Genomic DNA, 14860 nt, shown 5'->3' with positions numbered 1-14860 from the left:
GCCGCGTGCTGTCGGGCGTGCAGCGGCGGCTGGGCGCACGAAGCCGGGGACCGCGCTGACGACGCGCGGCCCGGGACGACCGCACACCGGGTGCCGGGCCGCCGAACACCGGGGGCCTCCCGGGGCCGCCGGGGGGGGGCCGACCGCAACCGGCGCCGCGACCGACGGCAACTGGCGCCACGACCGACGGCGTAACAGCGTGTCCCGGCCTGCGGACGGACGGGACCTCACTCTTCCCGTCGGGCCGTTCCCTCCCCCGTCGGCCGGAGGGGGACGCGCAGGGCGCTCTCGCCCGGCGGGAGAGGGACGCGCAGGGCGCTCTCGCCCGCACGCCACCTGCCCAGCAGGAAGGCGGAGAACCGGTCCTCGACCAGGAGCGTGGCACCGATGCCGAAGAGGACGTCCTTCTCCAGGTCGGGTTCCTCCGCGAGCAGGCCGCCCACGACCTCGTGCCGCATGAGCTGCTCGTGCACCGCGTCCGCCTCCACGTGCTCGTCGTGGAACCGCTGGGCCGCGGGGCCCGCACCGGCGCGGCGCATGGCCTCGGCGAGGCGCCGGGAACCGGGCGACGAGGTGACCTCGATCGTCGCGTAATGGCCCACCAGGGCGCCCCGCAGGGAGCGGTGCAGGCCCAGCAGGGACATCAGGTTGGCGACGGCGAGCATCTCGGCCGGGCACGCGGCGAGGTAGTGCGCGTAGGCGGTGTCGAGCCCCAGGTCGTTCATGAGGTCCGCGAACAGCCGCTGATGCATCTCGTCGGCCCGGCCCGCGCCGTACTCGTCGTACTCGACGGCCACCAGCCCGGCCTTGGCGCGGCCCCGCAGCCGCGGGATCGCCCACAGGTGCGGGTCGGCCTCCTTCAGGTGGTAGATCGAGCGCAGGGCCGCGTGCTCCCGCAACTGGCCGAGGGTGCCCTCGCGCGCCAGGTGGTGGCTCACGCCGGTGCCGTCGTCGCCGACGGGCTCGACCAGCAGGTCGTCGAGGGCCTCTTCGACCGAGGACGCGGTGAGGCGCTGGGCGGCGTCGTCGCGCAGCGCGTCGAGGAAGACCCGCTCCATGGCCGCGCGCAGCCGCAGGGGCTCCGGTGCCCACTCGTACTCGTCGTCCACGCCCTCGAAGCCCCGGTAGTGCAGTTCGTAGAGCACGTACAGGGCGAGCTGGAGGTCCTCGCCGTACGGGTCGGCCCCGGCCGCCTGCTCGTACAGTCCCGGTGCCAGGGCCTGCCCCTGCCCCAGCAGGCCCGTCACGGCCGCGGACAGCGGGCCGCGCGGCTCGGGCAGGCGGGGCACCGGGTCGCCCCCGGCCGTCACGCGGCGCCGCCGTCCGCCGCGGCCTCGCCGGCAGCGGCCCCACCGGCCTCCGGCGCCCTGCGGGAGCCGGCGCCGGCTTCCGTGCGCGGCTGCCGGGAGCGGCGGCGGTGGCTGGTGTCGCACCACGGGTAGCGGCGGCTGCGCCGGCAGGTGCACAACGCCACCGTGGGGCGCTGCGAGACCGCGACCGTGCCGTCGCCGAGTGTGACCTCGACCGGTCCTTCGAGCACCACGGGGCCGCCGGGGTCGATCGTGACGCGGCGCGGGGACCCGCCCGGTGTGTTCATGGGATACCTCCGAGGGTGCCGGCCGATCCCGTGGCGCACGGTGCGGCGCGGTGTGCGGCACACCGCGGACCTGCTGGATCGGTAGGGCCCGGGTTCCCCGCGCCACGCGCCGCACACCTGCCGGGCACCTGCTCGGCGCCCTGGGGCCCGCTCCACACCGCACCGCCATCCACGCCGCGAGCCCCACCGCCGGGGACCCGCGGCGCGCGGCCCGGCGCCCGTGATCGGGCCGGTCCGGTCCGGCCGGTCGTCGTCCTGCGGTGCTCGTCCACCCGGCGGGCGGACGGGTCCCGCGGGGCGCGGAGGCCGTCCACCGGCCGGGCCGGCGGGTCCCTCAGGTGTGGTCGGCCGCGACGGTGTCGCCGGGCCGGTCCAGCGCGTCCGGCGGGACGGCCACCGGCCCCGGGCCCCGCGGCGGTCGCCGGGTGCGGGTGAGGACGCGCCGCACGACGGGCTCGGTGAAGCGCGCGGTCACGGGCCCGAGGATGACCAGGATGAGCACGTAGGCCGTGGCCAGGGGGCCGATCTGCGGGTCGACACCGACGGCCAGCCCGGCGATGACGATGGAGAACTCGCCCCGGGCGACCAGTGCGCCGCCGGCCCGCCAGCGCCCGGCGGGCTTGATGCCGGCGCGGCGGGCCGCGAAGTAGCCGGTGGCGATCTTCGTCACGGTGGTGACCGCCGCGAGCAGGAGGGCGGGCAGCAGCACCGGGGGAATGTCGGCCGGGTCGGTGCTGAGCCCGAAGAAGACGAAGAAGACCGCGGCGAAGAGGTCCCTGATGGGTGAGAGCAGGCTGCGTGCGCCCTCCGCCACCTCGCCGGACAGGGCGATGCCGACGAGGAAGGCACCGACGGCGGCGGACACCTGGAGCTGCTGGGCGATGCCCGCGACGAGCAGGGTGAGGCCGAGGACGACGAGCAGCAGCATCTCGGCGTTGTCGGAGGAGACCGCGCGGCTGATCCAGCGGCTGTAGCGCAGGGCGAGGAAGAGGACGGCCCCGACGGTGCCCAGGGAGATGAGCAGCGTGATGCTTCCGCCGGCCAGGCCGACGCCCGAGAGCAGCGCCGTGAGGATCGGCAGGTAGACCGCCATGGAGAGGTCCTCCATGACGAGGACCCCGAGCAGCACGGGGGTCTCCCGGTTCCCGAGACGTCCGAGGTCGCCGAGGATCTTCGCGATCACTCCGGACGAGGAGATCCACGTCACGCCCCCGAGGGCGACGGCCGCGACCGGGCCCCAGCCCAGCAGAAGCCCGGCCAGCGCGCCGGGCACGGCGTTGAGGACGAAGTCGACCGCGCCGGAGGGGTACTGGGTCCTCAGGCTGCTGACCAGGTCCGACGCGCTGTACTCCAGGCCGAGCAGGAGCAGCAGCAGGATGACGCCGATGTCGGCGCCCGTGGCGACGAAGTCCTCGCTCGCGTCGAGCGGCAGCAGGCCGCCCTCGCCGAACGCCAGGCCGGCCAGCAGGTAGAGGGGGATGGGCGAGAAGCCGATGCGTCCGGCGAACCGCCCGAGGATGCCGAGCGCGAGGACTATGGCGCCGAGTTGGATGAGCAGCTGTGTGTCCTGCATGGGCGCTCCCTATCCTCCCGCGATCAGGGTGCCGACGGCGTTGACGCCCTCACGCGTGCCGACGACCACCAGGACGTCGCCCATCGCGAAGCGGAAGTCGGGCGCCGGCGAGGGGAAGGCACCCGTGCGCCGCAGTACGGCGACGATGGAGGCCCCCGTGCGCGTGCGTGCCTGCGTGTCGCCCAACAGCCTTCCTGCGTAGGGGGATTCCTTCGTGACGGGGATGCGCTCGGTCACCAGGTCGATCTCCACCTGCCGGCGGACCGCGCGCAGCGAGTCGGGGGCCAGCACCTGCGCGAGGGCGGCCGCGTCCTGCGGCGTCAGGGCGACCGTCTCCTTGCAGCTGTCGTCGTCCGACGGATCATGGAAGCCGATCGTGCGGCGACCGTCCTGATGCACCACGACCGAGACGTGCTTGCCGGTCTGGGTGTCGAGGTCGTAGCGCATACCGACCCCTGGCAGGGCGGTCTTCTGCAGATGGGTGGCCGCTTCCACGTCAGTCCCTCCGTCCGTTCGCAAAGAATCCGTCCGCACATGTTAATGAATGCGTTAAAACGAGGACCAGGTGCCGTCGGGGCGCCCGGCGTCGCGGCGGTGCGCGACCGGGGCCGGGGCGGCCTGCCGAACGGCCGGCGCGGCGCCAAGTCGCCTGCCCGGTGGGCGCCTTCGGGACGTCCGTCGCGCCCGCCGCCGGGGGCCGAACGGTGCCGGAGGTCGGGGAGGCAAGGGGACGCAGCCGTGCCGGGGGCGAGGGACGGGCGGGGGCGCCGGGCGAGTGGGGCGGCCCGGGCAGGGGGGCAGGGTTGGGACAGGAGGTGTGCAGGCGGCGGACCCGGTTCAGGGGCGGTCCCAGTCGTGGGCGGCCGCGCCCCGCCACTCCACCCACGACGGGTCGTCGAGCAGCAGGGACGCGTCGGGGATGCCCGCGCGCTGAAGCAGCAGCACGAGTTCGGGGTCGTCGTGGGCGAGTCCCAGGATCCGGCTGCGCAGGGTGACCCGCCGGCCGCCGGTCGGGGACGGCCGGTGCACGACGATCGGCACGTCCCACATGGTCCCAGGTTCACGCCGATCCCCCCGGGCCACACCTCGGACGAGGAGGCCGGCGGGGCCCGGCGGAATCCCTCGCCGGGACCGGGCGACTCCGACTCGTGTCGGGTTTTCGCCGTGCGGCGGTTCTACGATGCCGGTTCATGACGACTCCCGACTGCTACGCCTGCGGCAGGGAGGCAGAGTTCGACGACCTGCCACCACGCGAGCGCGTGGCCCACGACCAGTACTGGCGGGTGGCCCATGCCCTCGACACCCCGGTACCGGGCTGGCTGGTGCTGCTGCCCCGGCGCCACGTGGCCGCGGTGCACGATCTGACCGATGCCGAGGCCGCGGCTCTCGGGGTGTGGCAGGTCGGACTCTCCCGGGCACTGCGGAGCACGACCGGCTGCGCCAAGACCTACGTCGTGCAGTTCGCCGAGGCCGAAGGCTTCGCGCACGTGCACTTCCACATCGTTCCGCGCATGGCCGATCTGCGACCGGAGCATCGCGGGCCGGGCATCTTCGACCTGCTTCGGAGACCTGGTCGGCGACACGTGACGGCGGAGGAGGCGGACCGTACGGCGCACGCTCTTCGGGCTCGACTCGCCGGGCATCCGCACACCGGGTGACCGGATCGCGGAAGGCGTGCCGGAACCGGATGTGCGACCGGCGCCGCGTCCAAGGAGTGGCAGTCGAGTCCGACGAGTGGCTGAGGAGTGGCTGATGGTGGACGAGACAGTCGTCCACGGGGTGCTGACCCGTCTCGTGCCGACGACCGAGGACGATCTGGACCTGCTGGCCCGGTGGTTCGCCTCACCGGACTTCGTCGCGTTCTGGGGCGGGGTGCCGAAATCACGGGAGGAGGTGGCCGAAAAGTACGTCGGGCGGCGCCGTCCGCGTGTGCGGTCCTTCCTCGTGCTGGCCGGGGGCGGACCGGTCGGCTACGCGCAGTACTGGCAGGCCGGCGGGGCCGAAGGGGGCATCGACATGGTGCTCGTACCGGAGGCGCGGGGCCGCGGCCTGGGGCCGGATCTCGCCCGTGCGCTCCTGGCCCACCTCGTCGGGGATCTCGGATGGCGACGCGTGACGGTCGATCCCGAGAGGGGGAACGTGCGGGCCGTACGCGCGTGGGAGAAGGCGCGCTTCCGGCGGGTGCCGAGCGAAGGGGACACGCTCCTCATGGAGTTCATCCCTACCTGACCGGTTGCGAGGGACGGCCAGCGGACCGCACTGGTGCGCGGCGCGGGGTGGGCCGCGGCCGGCGCGGGCGGAAGCGCTGTGGGTTCCCGTCCGCAGGCCGTTGGACGGCGGCGGACGGTCAGGCGCCGGGGTCGACTTCGGGATGGGTGAACCGCACGGGCCTGCCCAGCGACCGCGCGTAGGCGATCTCGGCCCGGGTGCTGTCTCCGATGTAGTCGCCCACGACGAGCACCTCGTCAGCGAGCCGGATCTTCGCCCGGTGCAGAGCGTCGAGTCGAACCTTCAGCGCCTCGGCCTCGGCCGGATCGGACCACAACCGGTGCGGCGACTTCATGTCGCAGCCCGGCTTGACGACGATCCTTCCGGCCGCGGTCTCGCGCAGATCGGCCTCGGCCATGTCGGCCATGAACCGGGTGGAGCCGCAGATCACGACGATGCGCGGGATGCTCGACGCCGCCTTCGCGTCGGCGAGTTTCTCCTCGGGGGTGAGCGGTCGCGCGGCTGACACTGGTTCCTCCGGTGGTGGGGTGAGGGGTGCCTGCGGAGAGGAGCACGAGGGTCTCCGAGAGCGTCCCTCGGCGAACGACGTGGGCACTCCCGCCACAGGACTCGTGCGACGGCCGGCACCATGCTGAAGGCGCGTCCCGACCATACGTCGGCCCCGGCTCCGCACGAGAACCGCCTGAGCGCGGCGGCCCGGTTGCCGCGCGCGGCGCGGCCAGCGCCACCCCCGTGCCCACGCACCGTGCCACCCGCCCCGGCCGCTCAGCCCTCCGCCGACGCGGGCACCGAGCAGCGCTCCCCCGCGCACACCGCGGCAAGCAGCTGGCGGGTCTCGGTCAGCAGGCCGCCGCAGACGGCCGCCGTGGGACCCGGCTGCCCCGGCAGGTCCTCGGCCAGCGCGGAGAGGGCCGACCATGCCTCGTGCGCGGCCCCGTCGTCCACGGAGGGCCCGGCGGACCCCCGCTCGCCGCTGAGCGCCTCGGCCCGCGCGGCGCACACGGCGGAGACCCGCCCGGCGAGCTCGCCGTAGCGCCGCAGGAAGCCGGAGGGCAGGACGGCCAGGCCACTGCGCTCCCCCGTGGCGTGCGACAAGATGCGCACCACAGCGGACAGGTGCCCCACCACGGCGTGCCAGTGGACGTCCTCCTCGGCGGAGGGCGGCGGGGCCCCCGGGCGGCGCAACCGGATGCCGGGGTTGACCCGGAGGCTCTCGGCCGTCCATTGCCGGGCGTCCTCCACGGCACCGAGCGCGGACTCCAGGCGCCGCGCGCGGTCCCGCGCCGCCTCCGTGTCGTAGGCGTCCCCCTGCTCCCGGATGCCGTCGGCGATCACGGCGAGCAGGTCGCCGCTGTCCCGCGCGACGCGCATGAGCTGGTCGCGCACGTCGCGCAGGTGCACCGGCGGCAGCACGAACGCGTTCACCCCGATGCCGATGACCGCTCCGACGGCCGTCTCCGCCAGCCGGTAGCCCAGTGCGGGCAGCGAGTCCGAGCCGTAGGTGATGACCAGCAGCGCCGTGGTCGCTCCGTAGATGCCCTCGCGGCCCAGCCGCCGGTAGGTGCCGGCCAGGACGAGGACGGGCAGTGCCAGCGCCATGGCGCCGAGCGTGCTCCCTCCGGTGAGGGCCATCGCGAAGGAGGCCGTGACCGCCCCGAGCACGATCACGGCGAACTGCCGCAGTCCGGCGCGCACGGACCGGTACACGGTGGCGTCCACCAGGACCAGCGCCGTCCAGGGCGCCATCAGCGCCATCGGCGCCCTGATCGTCCAGCCGACGAGCGCCCACGCCAGCACGGCCGCCCCGGCCGCCTTGAGCGCCTGCACCGCGGAGTCCCGCTCGGGCCCCGGACGGCGGACGGCGTGACGCGCCGTACGGCCGACCGCGGCCCCCTCCCATCTGATCCACTGAAGGACCGGCACCGCTGCTCCGTTCGTAGGTCGTCGCGTCTTCGCGTCTTCGCGTCTTCGCGTCTTCGCGTCTTCGCGTCGTCGTCCCGGGTCGCCCAGGGGCCCGGGATCTCCCGTGCGCCCGCTCTCGCGGAGGCCGCGCGGCCGTCGCACCCGGATGTGTGCGCAGCCGGACGTCCGGGGACGGGTCCCCGTCCCGCCGGAAGGCCCGAAGGCCGGAGGGACGGAAGGCCGGACCCGGAACGGTCTCCTCTTCGACGTCCGCACCGTCTGCCCACTCGCTCCCGCCGAATGCCTGCGACGACGACGGCCGCAACGGCTGCGGCGCACGGCTACGGCCCCACGGCCACGGCCACCGCCACGGCAGACGACGGGCACGGAAACGGAACGAACGCGGTGCCCGCGGCAGCCAGCGCCCGCTCCCCGGCTCCCGGCTCTCAGGGTTGGGCCCGGAGCCGCCTACCGTTCCGGACCCCGCCGCGACGGGTCTGCGCCGGGGGCAGAGGGGTACCCGGCGGCCATGACCGAGACATCGCTGCGCGCCCTGGCACTCGTCTGCAGCCTCAAACCGTCGTCCATGCCGTCCAGCTCGCAGCTCCTCGCCGAGCAGGTCCTGGAGGCGCTGGCCCGGCACGGCGCCGACGGAGAGGCGGTGCGGATCGCCGACCACGACGTGCGCCCGGGAGTCGCCGTCGACATGGGGGACGGCGACGCATGGCCCAGCATCCGCGAGCGCGTCGTCGAAGCCGACATCCTGGTCCTTGCCACACCGATCTGGCTCGGGCATCCCTCGAGCCTGGCCCAGCGCGTCCTGGAGCGTCTCGACGCCGAGCTCTCGGAGACCGACGACGAGGGCAGGCCGCGGATGTTCGGCAAGGTCGCGGCCGTCTGCGTCGTGGGCAACGAGGACGGCGCGCACAAGGTCGCGGCGGACCTCTTCCAGGGCCTCGACGACGTCGGCTTCTCGCTCGCCCCGCACGCCTCCACCTACTGGACGGGCGAGGCCATGCACGGCAGCGACTACCAGGACCTCGACTCGGCCCCGGAGGCCGTCGCCTCGACCACGGCGACGCTCGCCGCCAACGCCGCGCACCTCGCCCGCGCGCTGCGCGCCGCTCCCTACCCCGCCTGAGCCGGGAGCCGGAAGCCGGTCACGGAGAGGGACGGCCAGGAACCGGCTGCGAGAACACGGAGGCCCCGGACGGCGAGGGGGACGGCGCCGCCCCGGCGCCCGCACCCCCGCTGCGCAGGCCCGGCCCGGCCCCCGGACGCACGCCCCCCTCACGGCCTCGGGCGCCGCGCGGGCCCCGGTGGCCGCCCTCCGGGATGTGGTTCAGGATGGTCCGGGGAAGGCGTTTGCGACCGGCGACGACGGGCAGGCGCCCTTCCAGTGCTTCGGATGTGAGGCACGTCCGTGAGGGTGTCACGACCCCGCCGGGACGTGCGCTCGCGCGTCCGCCCGGTGGCCCTCGCGGCAGTACCCGTACTGCAGTGAGTTGGTGATCCGCATGACCTCACCCGCAGGGACGCCGCGCATCCACGACGACGCCCCCGACACGGCGGCGGACTTCTTCCGCCTGCGCGCCGCCTCCGACGGCCCCGAACGCGAACGGCTCTGCCAGGAGATCGCGGAGGCATGGCTGCCGATGGCGCACCGCATCGCCCGCGGCTACCGCGAGCGCGGCGAGTCCCTCGACGACCTCAGGCAGGTCGCCGCGCTCGGCCTGACCAAGGCGATCAACCGGTTCGACCCGACGCTCGGCAAGGCCTTCGAGACGTACGCGGTCCCCACCATCAAGGGCGAACTGCGCCGCCACTTCCGCGACTTCATGTGGTCCGTGCACGTGCCCCGCCGCGTGCAGGACCTGCGCAACCAGGTACGGCGCGCCCGCCAGGAGCTCTCCCAGGAGCCGGACGGCCAGTCCCCGACGTCGGCGGCGGTCGCCGCGCACTGCGGCCTGACCGAGGAGGAGGTGCGCCAGGGCATGAGCGCGCTGGGCAGCTTCTCCGCGCTCTCCCTCGATGCACCGGCGCTCACGTCGGGCGGCGACGGTTCGGCACTCGGGGACCTGATCGGATCGTCCGACCCCTCGTTCGACCTCGTGGCGGACCGCGAGGCCGTGAAGCCCTGCCTGAGCCGGCTGCCGGCGCGCGAGCAGCGCATCCTGTACCTGCGCTACTTCGAGGACATGACGCAGAGCATGATCGCGGAGGAACTGGGCGTCTCCCAGATGCACATCTCGCGGCTGATCAGCCGCACGTGCGAGCGGCTGCGCGACGAGGCCCTCGCCGGCGCCGCCGCTTGATCCGAGCCGACGCGTGATCCGAGCCGACGCGTGATCCGAGCCGACGCGTGATCCGAACCCGACGCGTGATCCGAACCCGACGCGTGATCCGAGCCGCCGCTTGATCCGAGCCGACGCGTGATCCGGAACCGATGCCCGGTCCGAGCCGACACCACCGACCGGAGCGAGCAGGGGGCGCGGCCCGAACCGAACCGACCGCGCGGCCGCGGCCCCCCGACGCGTGGCCGCGGCCCGTTGCGCACTCCACCCCCGCGGCCGGCCCCACCCACCGCACGCGGCACACCGGGTCCGGCCCGCCCCGGACGCGGTGCCCGCGATTGACGGACGCGGACCGGAGTCCGTACGCTCGCCGCCAAGGATGGTGTAAGGAAGCTGGTGGAATTCCAGCACGGTCGCGCCACTGTGACCGGCCCTCAAGGGGGTCCGGGAGTCAGACACTTCGCCATCACGACGCTCCACCGACCGCGGGACGCAAGATCCCCGAAGGAGACTCCTCGTGAGCAGTCTGTCCGCGCCCGGCGCCACCCCTGCCGCAACCCCGCTCGTCCTCCCCGCGGCGAAGGCCGCCCTCCTGCTGGCGGGCACCGCCGTCGTCGCGCTCGCGGTGTACTACTTCATCGGCGTCGACCAGGGCGCCTACTCCGTGTTCGGCAACGACATGCACGTGCACGAATTCGTGCACGACGCGCGCCACTTCCTCGGCTTCCCCTGCCACTGATCCGGCCCCGACGACGAGCGGCCCGACAAACGGCACGACGAGAAAGCGGCTTGCTGAACAATGGAAAAGCGACTCATCCTGCGCGGCATCCTGGCCGGCGCAGCCGGAGGGCTGCTCGCCTTCCTCTTCGCACGGATCTTCGCCGAGCCCCTGATCGGGCGGGCGATGGACTACGAGAGCGGGCGCGACGCCGCCCAGGCCGCGCTGGACAAGGCCGCGGGCCTGGCGCCGGAGGCGGCGGACCCCGACCTCTTCAGCCGCACCGTCCAGGCGGACGTCGGAATCGGCGTCGGCATGGTGTTCTTCGGCATGGCCATGGGTGCGCTGTTCGCCGTCGTCTACGCCATCTGCCTGGGCCGCGTGGGAGGGCTCGGGGCCCGCAACCTCGCCATGCTGGTGGCGCTCGGCGGCTTCCTCGGCTTCTACCTCGTCCCCTTCGTCAAGTACCCGGCGAATCCGCCCTCCATCGGGCACCCGGACACGATCAGGGACCGCGGCAACCTGTACCTCGTCATGGTGGCGTGCTCGATCCTCCTCCTCGTCCTAGCGGTCTGGCTGGGCAAGCGCCTCAAGGAGCGCCTCGGCAAGTGGAACGCCACCCTCCTGGCCGCCCTCGGCTACGCCGTCGTGATCGGCGTCGTCATGGCGGTGCTGCCGTCGCTCGGTGAACTGTCCGCCAATGTGCGGGAGTTCGGCCACCATGCGACGGAGACACCGCTGCCGCTCACCGATTCGCACGGCAGGATCGTCTATCCGGGCTTCCCGGCCGACACCCTGTTCTCCTTCCGGTTCTACTCGGTGGCCGCCCAACTCGTGCTGTGGGGCGTGCTGGGGCTCGTCTTCGCCCCCATGGCGGAGCGGCTGCTCGCCCGCCGGGCCGCGACGGGCGGTGACGGCGCGGCCGTCCGGGCGCGGGTGGAACCCGCCGCCGGGGCATGACGCACGCGGGCCCGTACGGCGCGGCACTCGACGCCCTCGCCCGCTCGGGGCCGTTCTTCACCGTCGAGGTCCACGATCCGTCGGGCCCGCCCGACGCGCCGTGGCGGCCGCTGTCCGGCCTGGTCGACGAGGCCGGAGTGCTGTCCGCCCGGGTCGGCGAGGTGCAGGCGCATCTCGCGCGCGCAGCTCCCGCCACCGCGGCGGGGGCCGCGGGCGGTGCGGTGGAGCGCCGGGTCGCCGCGTCGGTGGCCCATCTGGGCCTCGTCGCCCGCGTCCTCTCGCCGTTCTTCGCACTGACCGCGCTGCACGGCGCGCCGACCGTGCCGGCCCTCGGCGACCTGCGCTGGTGCCCGCGGCCGGGCGGCGCCTTCCCGCTGTCGCTGCCCCGCACCGCCCTCGTTCCCTCCGGCCTCGCGCCGGAGGCCTGCGCGGGGCTCGTGCTGGGCGGGCTCGTCGCCCCGCTCGGCGCCGCCGTGTCCCGGCTGTCGGTGTCCCCGCGCACACTGGCGGGCAATGCGGCGTCGGCGGTCAACGGCGCCCGCGCCGCGCTCACCGCCGCGGTGCCCGGCGATGCGGAGCGGATCGCACGCACCGCGGCGGCGTTCCTCGCGCACGAGAGCCTGCGCGGCGCCCACGAGGGCGGCGCGGACGGGCGGGCGTTCCGCCGCCGCAGCTGCTGCCTCATCTACCGCGCTGCACCCGGCCCCGCGCGGACCGCGGCCGTCTGCGGCGACTGCGTCCTGGCCCGCGGCTGAGCGGCGCCGGCGGGTCGTCCCCGGACAGGAGTGCGCGAGGGCCCCCGTCGGCTCTAGGGTGGCAGTGCAGCTGGTTCGCCCCGTCCGCCAGGCGGGGTGTCGCAAGAGGGAACCCGGTGGGAATCCGGGACTGCCCCGCAGCGGTGAGTGGGAACGACCGCCGTCATCAGCACTGGGCCCGTGGGGCCCGGGAAGCGACGGCCAGTAGGTGTCCCGTGCCCGTGAGAACGGCACGAGGCGGGCCCGCGAGTCCGAAGACCTGCCCGCTGCCCGTGCGCGACCGTTCGCGCGCGGACATCCCGGTGACCTCGTGGGCGGGTCGGCGTACACATCGGACGGCACGTGCGACGGCAGACGTCGCGACGCGTCCGGTGGTGCCTTCGCGTCCGCGATCCCGTCCCCGGGGTGCCAGGACAGAGACTCGCGAAGGAGAGTTCCCGTGACGACGAAGCCCGCAGCCGCGGCAGCACGGGCCACCGTGTACGGCTGGCCACGCCAGGGACCGGACCGTGAACTGAAGAAGGCGGTCGAGGGCTACTGGAAGGGCCGGATCGACGCCGACGGCCTCCGGCGGACCTCGGCCGCCCTGCGCCGGGACAGCTGGCGCCAACTGGCCGACGACGGCGTCCACGAGGTGCCCACCGGCGGCTTCTCGCTCTACGACCACGTCCTCGACACGACGGTCATGGTCGGCGCGATCCCCACGCGGCACCGGGCGGCGGTGGACGCGGACGCCCTGGACGGGTACTTCGCGATGGCGCGCGGGACCCAGGGCGCCGCGCCGCTGGAGATGACCAAGTGGTTCGACACGAACTACCACTACCTCGTGCCGGAGCTCGGCCCGGACAGCGTGTTCACGGCCGACTCCCGGCAGCAGGTCGCCGAGCTGGAGCAGGCCCGCGCGCTCGGGCACACGCCCCGGCCCGTCCTCGTCGGACCGCTCACCTACCTCCTGCTGGCGAAGCCCGCCCCGGGCGTGCACCCCGGCTTCGAGCCGCTGACGCTGCTGGACCGGCTGCTCCCGGTGTACGCCCGGGTCCTGGCCGACCTGCGCGCGGCCGGCGCCCCCTGGGTGCAGCTCGACGAGCCCGCGCTGGTGCAGGACCGCACCCCGGCCGAGCTGAACGCCGCCGCCCGCGCCTACCGGGAGCTGGGCGGCGCGACGGACCGGCCGAAGCTGCTGGTCGCCTCGTACTTCGGGCGGCTCGGTGAGGCCCTGCCCGTCCTGGCGAAGGCGCCGGTCGACGGCCTCGCCCTCGACTTCACAGGCGCGGGCGCGGGCAACCTCGCCGACCTGGCCTCCGCGGGCGGCCTGCCCGGCAAGCGCCTGGTCGCGGGAGTGGTCGACGGGCGCAATGTCTGGATCAACGACCTGGGGGCGTCCCTCGCCACGCTCGGCACGCTGCTCGGGCTCTGTGACCGCGTCGACGTCTCGGCGTCCTGCTCGCTGCTGCACGTGCCCCTCGACGCGGCCGCCGAGCACGACATCGACCCGCAGGCCGCGCGCTGGCTCGCCTTCGCGCGGCAGAAGACGCGCGAGGTGGTCCTCCTCGCGCGCGGCCTCGCGCAGGGCACTGACGCCATCGCCGCCGAACTCGCCGCGAACCGGGCCGACCTGGCCTCGCGGGCCGGCTCCGCGCTGACCCGGGACCCCGCCGTGCGGGCCCGCGCCGCGGCCGTCACCGAAGCGGACGCCCGGCGTTCAGAGCCGTACGCGCGACGGACGGCCGCGCAGCGCGCCCGCCTCGGCCTCCCGCTGCTGCCGACGACCACGATCGGTTCGTTCCCGCAGACCGGCGAGTTGCGCACGGCCCGGGCCGACCTGCGGCGCGGCCGGATCGACGAGGACGCCTACGAGGAACGGATCAGGGACGAGATCCGCGAGGTCGTCTCGTTCCAGGAGAGGGCCGGACTCGACGTGCTCGTGCACGGCGAGCCCGAACGCAACGACATGGTGCAGTACTTCGCGGAGCGGCTCACCGGCTGCCTCGCGACCCGGCACGGCTGGGTGCAGTCGTACGGCACCCGCTACGTCCGGCCGCCGGTACTCGCCGGGGACGTCTCCCGGCCGGAGCCGATGACGGTGGGCTGGACCACCTACGCGCAGTCGCTCACCGACCGGCCCGTCAAGGGCATGCTGACCGGGCCCGTCACGATGCTGGCCTGGTCGTTCGTCCGCGACGACCAGCCGCTCGGGGAGACCGCCCGGCAGGTCGCGCTCGCCCTGCGCGACGAGGTCGGTGACCTGGAGGCCGCGGGCACGGCCGTCATCCAGGTCGACGAGCCCGCGCTGCGCGAGACGCTGCCCCTGCGCGCGGCGGACCGGGCCGCGTACCTGGCCTGGGCGACGGAGGCGTTCCGCCTGACCACCGGGGCGGTACTGCCGCGGACGCAGATCCACACGCACATGTGCTACGCGGAGTTCGGGGACATCGTCCAGGCCATCGACGACCTCGACGCCGACGTCATCAGCCTGGAGGCCGCCCGTTCGCACATGCGGGTCGCCCGCGAGCTCGCCGCGCACGGCTACCCGCGGGAGGCGGGCCCCGGCGTGTACGACATCCACTCCCCGCGCGTGCCGGACGTCGCTGAGGCGGCGGCGCTGCTGCGCCGGGGCCTCGGCGCGATCCCGGCCGAGCGGCTCTGGGTCAACCCGGACTGCGGCCTGAAGACGCGCGGCTGGGCGGAGGCGAGGGCCTCGCTGGAGAACCTCGTCGCGGCCGCGCGGGAGGTGCGCGCCGATCTGACCTCCTGAACGGCGGCGCCCCGGGCCCCGGCCCGCGCACCGGCCCGCACCGGGTGTCCGGGCCGGGCCGGGTCGCGGGGCACGGC

15 protein-coding genes and 2 riboswitches are annotated in these 14860 nt (G+C 74.6%); of the genes, 8 read left to right on the top strand and 7 right to left on the bottom strand.

The features are described from left to right. Positions 1–227: 227 nt before the first annotated feature. The 5 genes from L1885_RS11665 to L1885_RS11645 all read right to left on the bottom strand — a co-directional run bounded on the left by L1885_RS11665 (position 228) and on the right by L1885_RS11645 (position 4220). Positions 228–1310 carry an iron-containing redox enzyme family protein gene (locus L1885_RS11665; protein WP_372481922.1) on the bottom strand — a complete coding sequence of 361 codons (1083 nt, stop codon included), beginning with the start codon at positions 1308–1310 and terminating at the stop codon, positions 228–230. Further along, positions 1307–1597: a CDGSH iron-sulfur domain-containing protein gene (locus L1885_RS11660; RefSeq protein ID WP_235796993.1), complete on the bottom strand. Its 291-nt coding sequence runs from the start codon at positions 1595–1597 to the stop codon at positions 1307–1309. Before L1885_RS11660 ends, L1885_RS11665 begins: the two co-directional genes overlap by 4 nt. Before the next feature lie 334 nt (positions 1598–1931). Further along, the gene (locus tag L1885_RS11655; protein WP_235796992.1) at positions 1932–3170 is read right to left on the bottom strand and encodes a cation:proton antiporter; all 1239 of its coding nucleotides are present in this window, start codon (positions 3168–3170) and stop codon (positions 1932–1934) included. A 9-nt stretch (positions 3171–3179) separates the two neighbouring features. Further along, entirely contained in the window at positions 3180–3665 is a 486-nt protein-coding gene (locus L1885_RS11650) for a cation:proton antiporter regulatory subunit (protein WP_505016774.1), read from the bottom strand. Between the two features lie 342 nt (positions 3666–4007). Then, positions 4008–4220, bottom strand: a complete 213-nt coding sequence (locus L1885_RS11645; protein ID WP_235796991.1) for a hypothetical protein — start codon at positions 4218–4220, stop codon at positions 4008–4010. A gap of 140 nt (positions 4221–4360) precedes the next feature. Between L1885_RS11645 and L1885_RS11640 the strand changes: the two genes are divergently transcribed. Together L1885_RS11640 and L1885_RS11635 are read left to right on the top strand one after the other, a co-directional pair. Further along, positions 4361–4828, top strand: a complete 468-nt coding sequence (locus L1885_RS11640; RefSeq protein WP_235796990.1) for an HIT family protein — start codon at positions 4361–4363, stop codon at positions 4826–4828. A 94-nt stretch (positions 4829–4922) separates the two neighbouring features. Beyond that, complete coding sequence (locus L1885_RS11635; RefSeq protein WP_235796989.1) at positions 4923–5399, top strand: GNAT family N-acetyltransferase; 477 nt, start codon at positions 4923–4925, stop codon at positions 5397–5399. A 118-nt stretch (positions 5400–5517) separates the two neighbouring features. Here L1885_RS11635 and L1885_RS11630 read toward each other — a convergent pair whose 3' ends face one another. Together L1885_RS11630 and L1885_RS11625 are read right to left on the bottom strand one after the other, a co-directional pair. Further along, positions 5518–5907, bottom strand: a complete 390-nt coding sequence (locus L1885_RS11630) for a hypothetical protein (protein WP_235796988.1) — start codon at positions 5905–5907, stop codon at positions 5518–5520. Between the two features lie 257 nt (positions 5908–6164). Continuing rightward, the gene (locus tag L1885_RS11625; RefSeq protein ID WP_235796987.1) at positions 6165–7226 is read right to left on the bottom strand and encodes an FUSC family protein; all 1062 of its coding nucleotides are present in this window, start codon (positions 7224–7226) and stop codon (positions 6165–6167) included. A 604-nt stretch (positions 7227–7830) separates the two neighbouring features. On the opposite strand from L1885_RS11625, the gene L1885_RS11620 reads away from it, so the two are divergent. The 6 genes from L1885_RS11620 to metE all read left to right on the top strand — a co-directional run bounded on the left by L1885_RS11620 (position 7831) and on the right by metE (position 14783). Further along, entirely contained in the window at positions 7831–8442 is a 612-nt protein-coding gene (locus tag L1885_RS11620; RefSeq protein WP_235796986.1) for a flavodoxin family protein, read from the top strand. 376 nt (positions 8443–8818) lie between these two features. Next, a complete protein-coding gene (locus tag L1885_RS11615) occupies positions 8819–9616 on the top strand; it encodes a SigB/SigF/SigG family RNA polymerase sigma factor (protein WP_235796985.1) in 798 nt (265 codons plus the stop codon). Between the two features lie 365 nt (positions 9617–9981). Next, positions 9982–10056: riboswitch (cobalamin riboswitch) on the top strand. Positions 10057–10112: 56 nt separating this feature from the next. After that, positions 10113–10334 carry a CbtB domain-containing protein gene (locus tag L1885_RS11610; RefSeq protein WP_235796984.1) on the top strand — a complete coding sequence of 74 codons (222 nt, stop codon included), beginning with the start codon at positions 10113–10115 and terminating at the stop codon, positions 10332–10334. A gap of 60 nt (positions 10335–10394) precedes the next feature. Further along, positions 10395–11273 carry a CbtA family protein gene (locus L1885_RS11605; protein WP_235796983.1) on the top strand — a complete coding sequence of 293 codons (879 nt, stop codon included), beginning with the start codon at positions 10395–10397 and terminating at the stop codon, positions 11271–11273. Continuing rightward, positions 11270–12028, top strand: coding sequence for a (2Fe-2S)-binding protein (locus tag L1885_RS11600; RefSeq protein ID WP_235796982.1), 759 nt, complete (start codon positions 11270–11272; stop codon positions 12026–12028). Before L1885_RS11605 ends, L1885_RS11600 begins: the two co-directional genes overlap by 4 nt. Before the next feature lie 54 nt (positions 12029–12082). Next, a riboswitch (cobalamin riboswitch) is annotated at positions 12083–12309 on the top strand. Positions 12310–12467: 158 nt separating this feature from the next. After that, entirely contained in the window at positions 12468–14783 is a 2316-nt protein-coding gene (metE, locus tag L1885_RS11595; RefSeq protein WP_235796981.1) for a 5-methyltetrahydropteroyltriglutamate--homocysteine S-methyltransferase, read from the top strand. Positions 14784–14860 lie beyond the last annotated feature (77 nt).

It is taken from the genome of Streptomyces fuscigenes (assembly GCF_021556455.1).
GTDB classification, from domain to species: domain Bacteria; phylum Actinomycetota; class Actinomycetes; order Streptomycetales; family Streptomycetaceae; genus Streptomyces; species Streptomyces fuscigenes.
Note: the sequence above shows the minus strand (reverse complement) of the source record. Positions and strands in the feature narration are given on the sequence as shown.

Coding starts and splice junctions, on each gene's coding strand:
- L1885_RS11660 (WP_235796993.1), bottom strand. CDS start 1,597: ATGAACACACCGGGCGGGTCCCCGCGCCGCGTCACGATCGACCCCGGC.
- L1885_RS11655 (WP_235796992.1), bottom strand. CDS start 3,170: ATGCAGGACACACAGCTGCTCATCCAACTCGGCGCCATAGTCCTCGCG.
- L1885_RS11645 (WP_235796991.1), bottom strand. CDS start 4,220: ATGTGGGACGTGCCGATCGTCGTGCACCGGCCGTCCCCGACCGGCGGC.
- L1885_RS11640 (WP_235796990.1), top strand. CDS start 4,361: ATGACGACTCCCGACTGCTACGCCTGCGGCAGGGAGGCAGAGTTCGAC.
- L1885_RS11635 (WP_235796989.1), top strand. CDS start 4,923: ATGGTGGACGAGACAGTCGTCCACGGGGTGCTGACCCGTCTCGTGCCG.
- L1885_RS11620 (WP_235796986.1), top strand. CDS start 7,831: ATGACCGAGACATCGCTGCGCGCCCTGGCACTCGTCTGCAGCCTCAAA.
- L1885_RS11615 (WP_235796985.1), top strand. CDS start 8,819: ATGACCTCACCCGCAGGGACGCCGCGCATCCACGACGACGCCCCCGAC.
- L1885_RS11605 (WP_235796983.1), top strand. CDS start 10,395: ATGGAAAAGCGACTCATCCTGCGCGGCATCCTGGCCGGCGCAGCCGGA.
- L1885_RS11600 (WP_235796982.1), top strand. CDS start 11,270: ATGACGCACGCGGGCCCGTACGGCGCGGCACTCGACGCCCTCGCCCGC.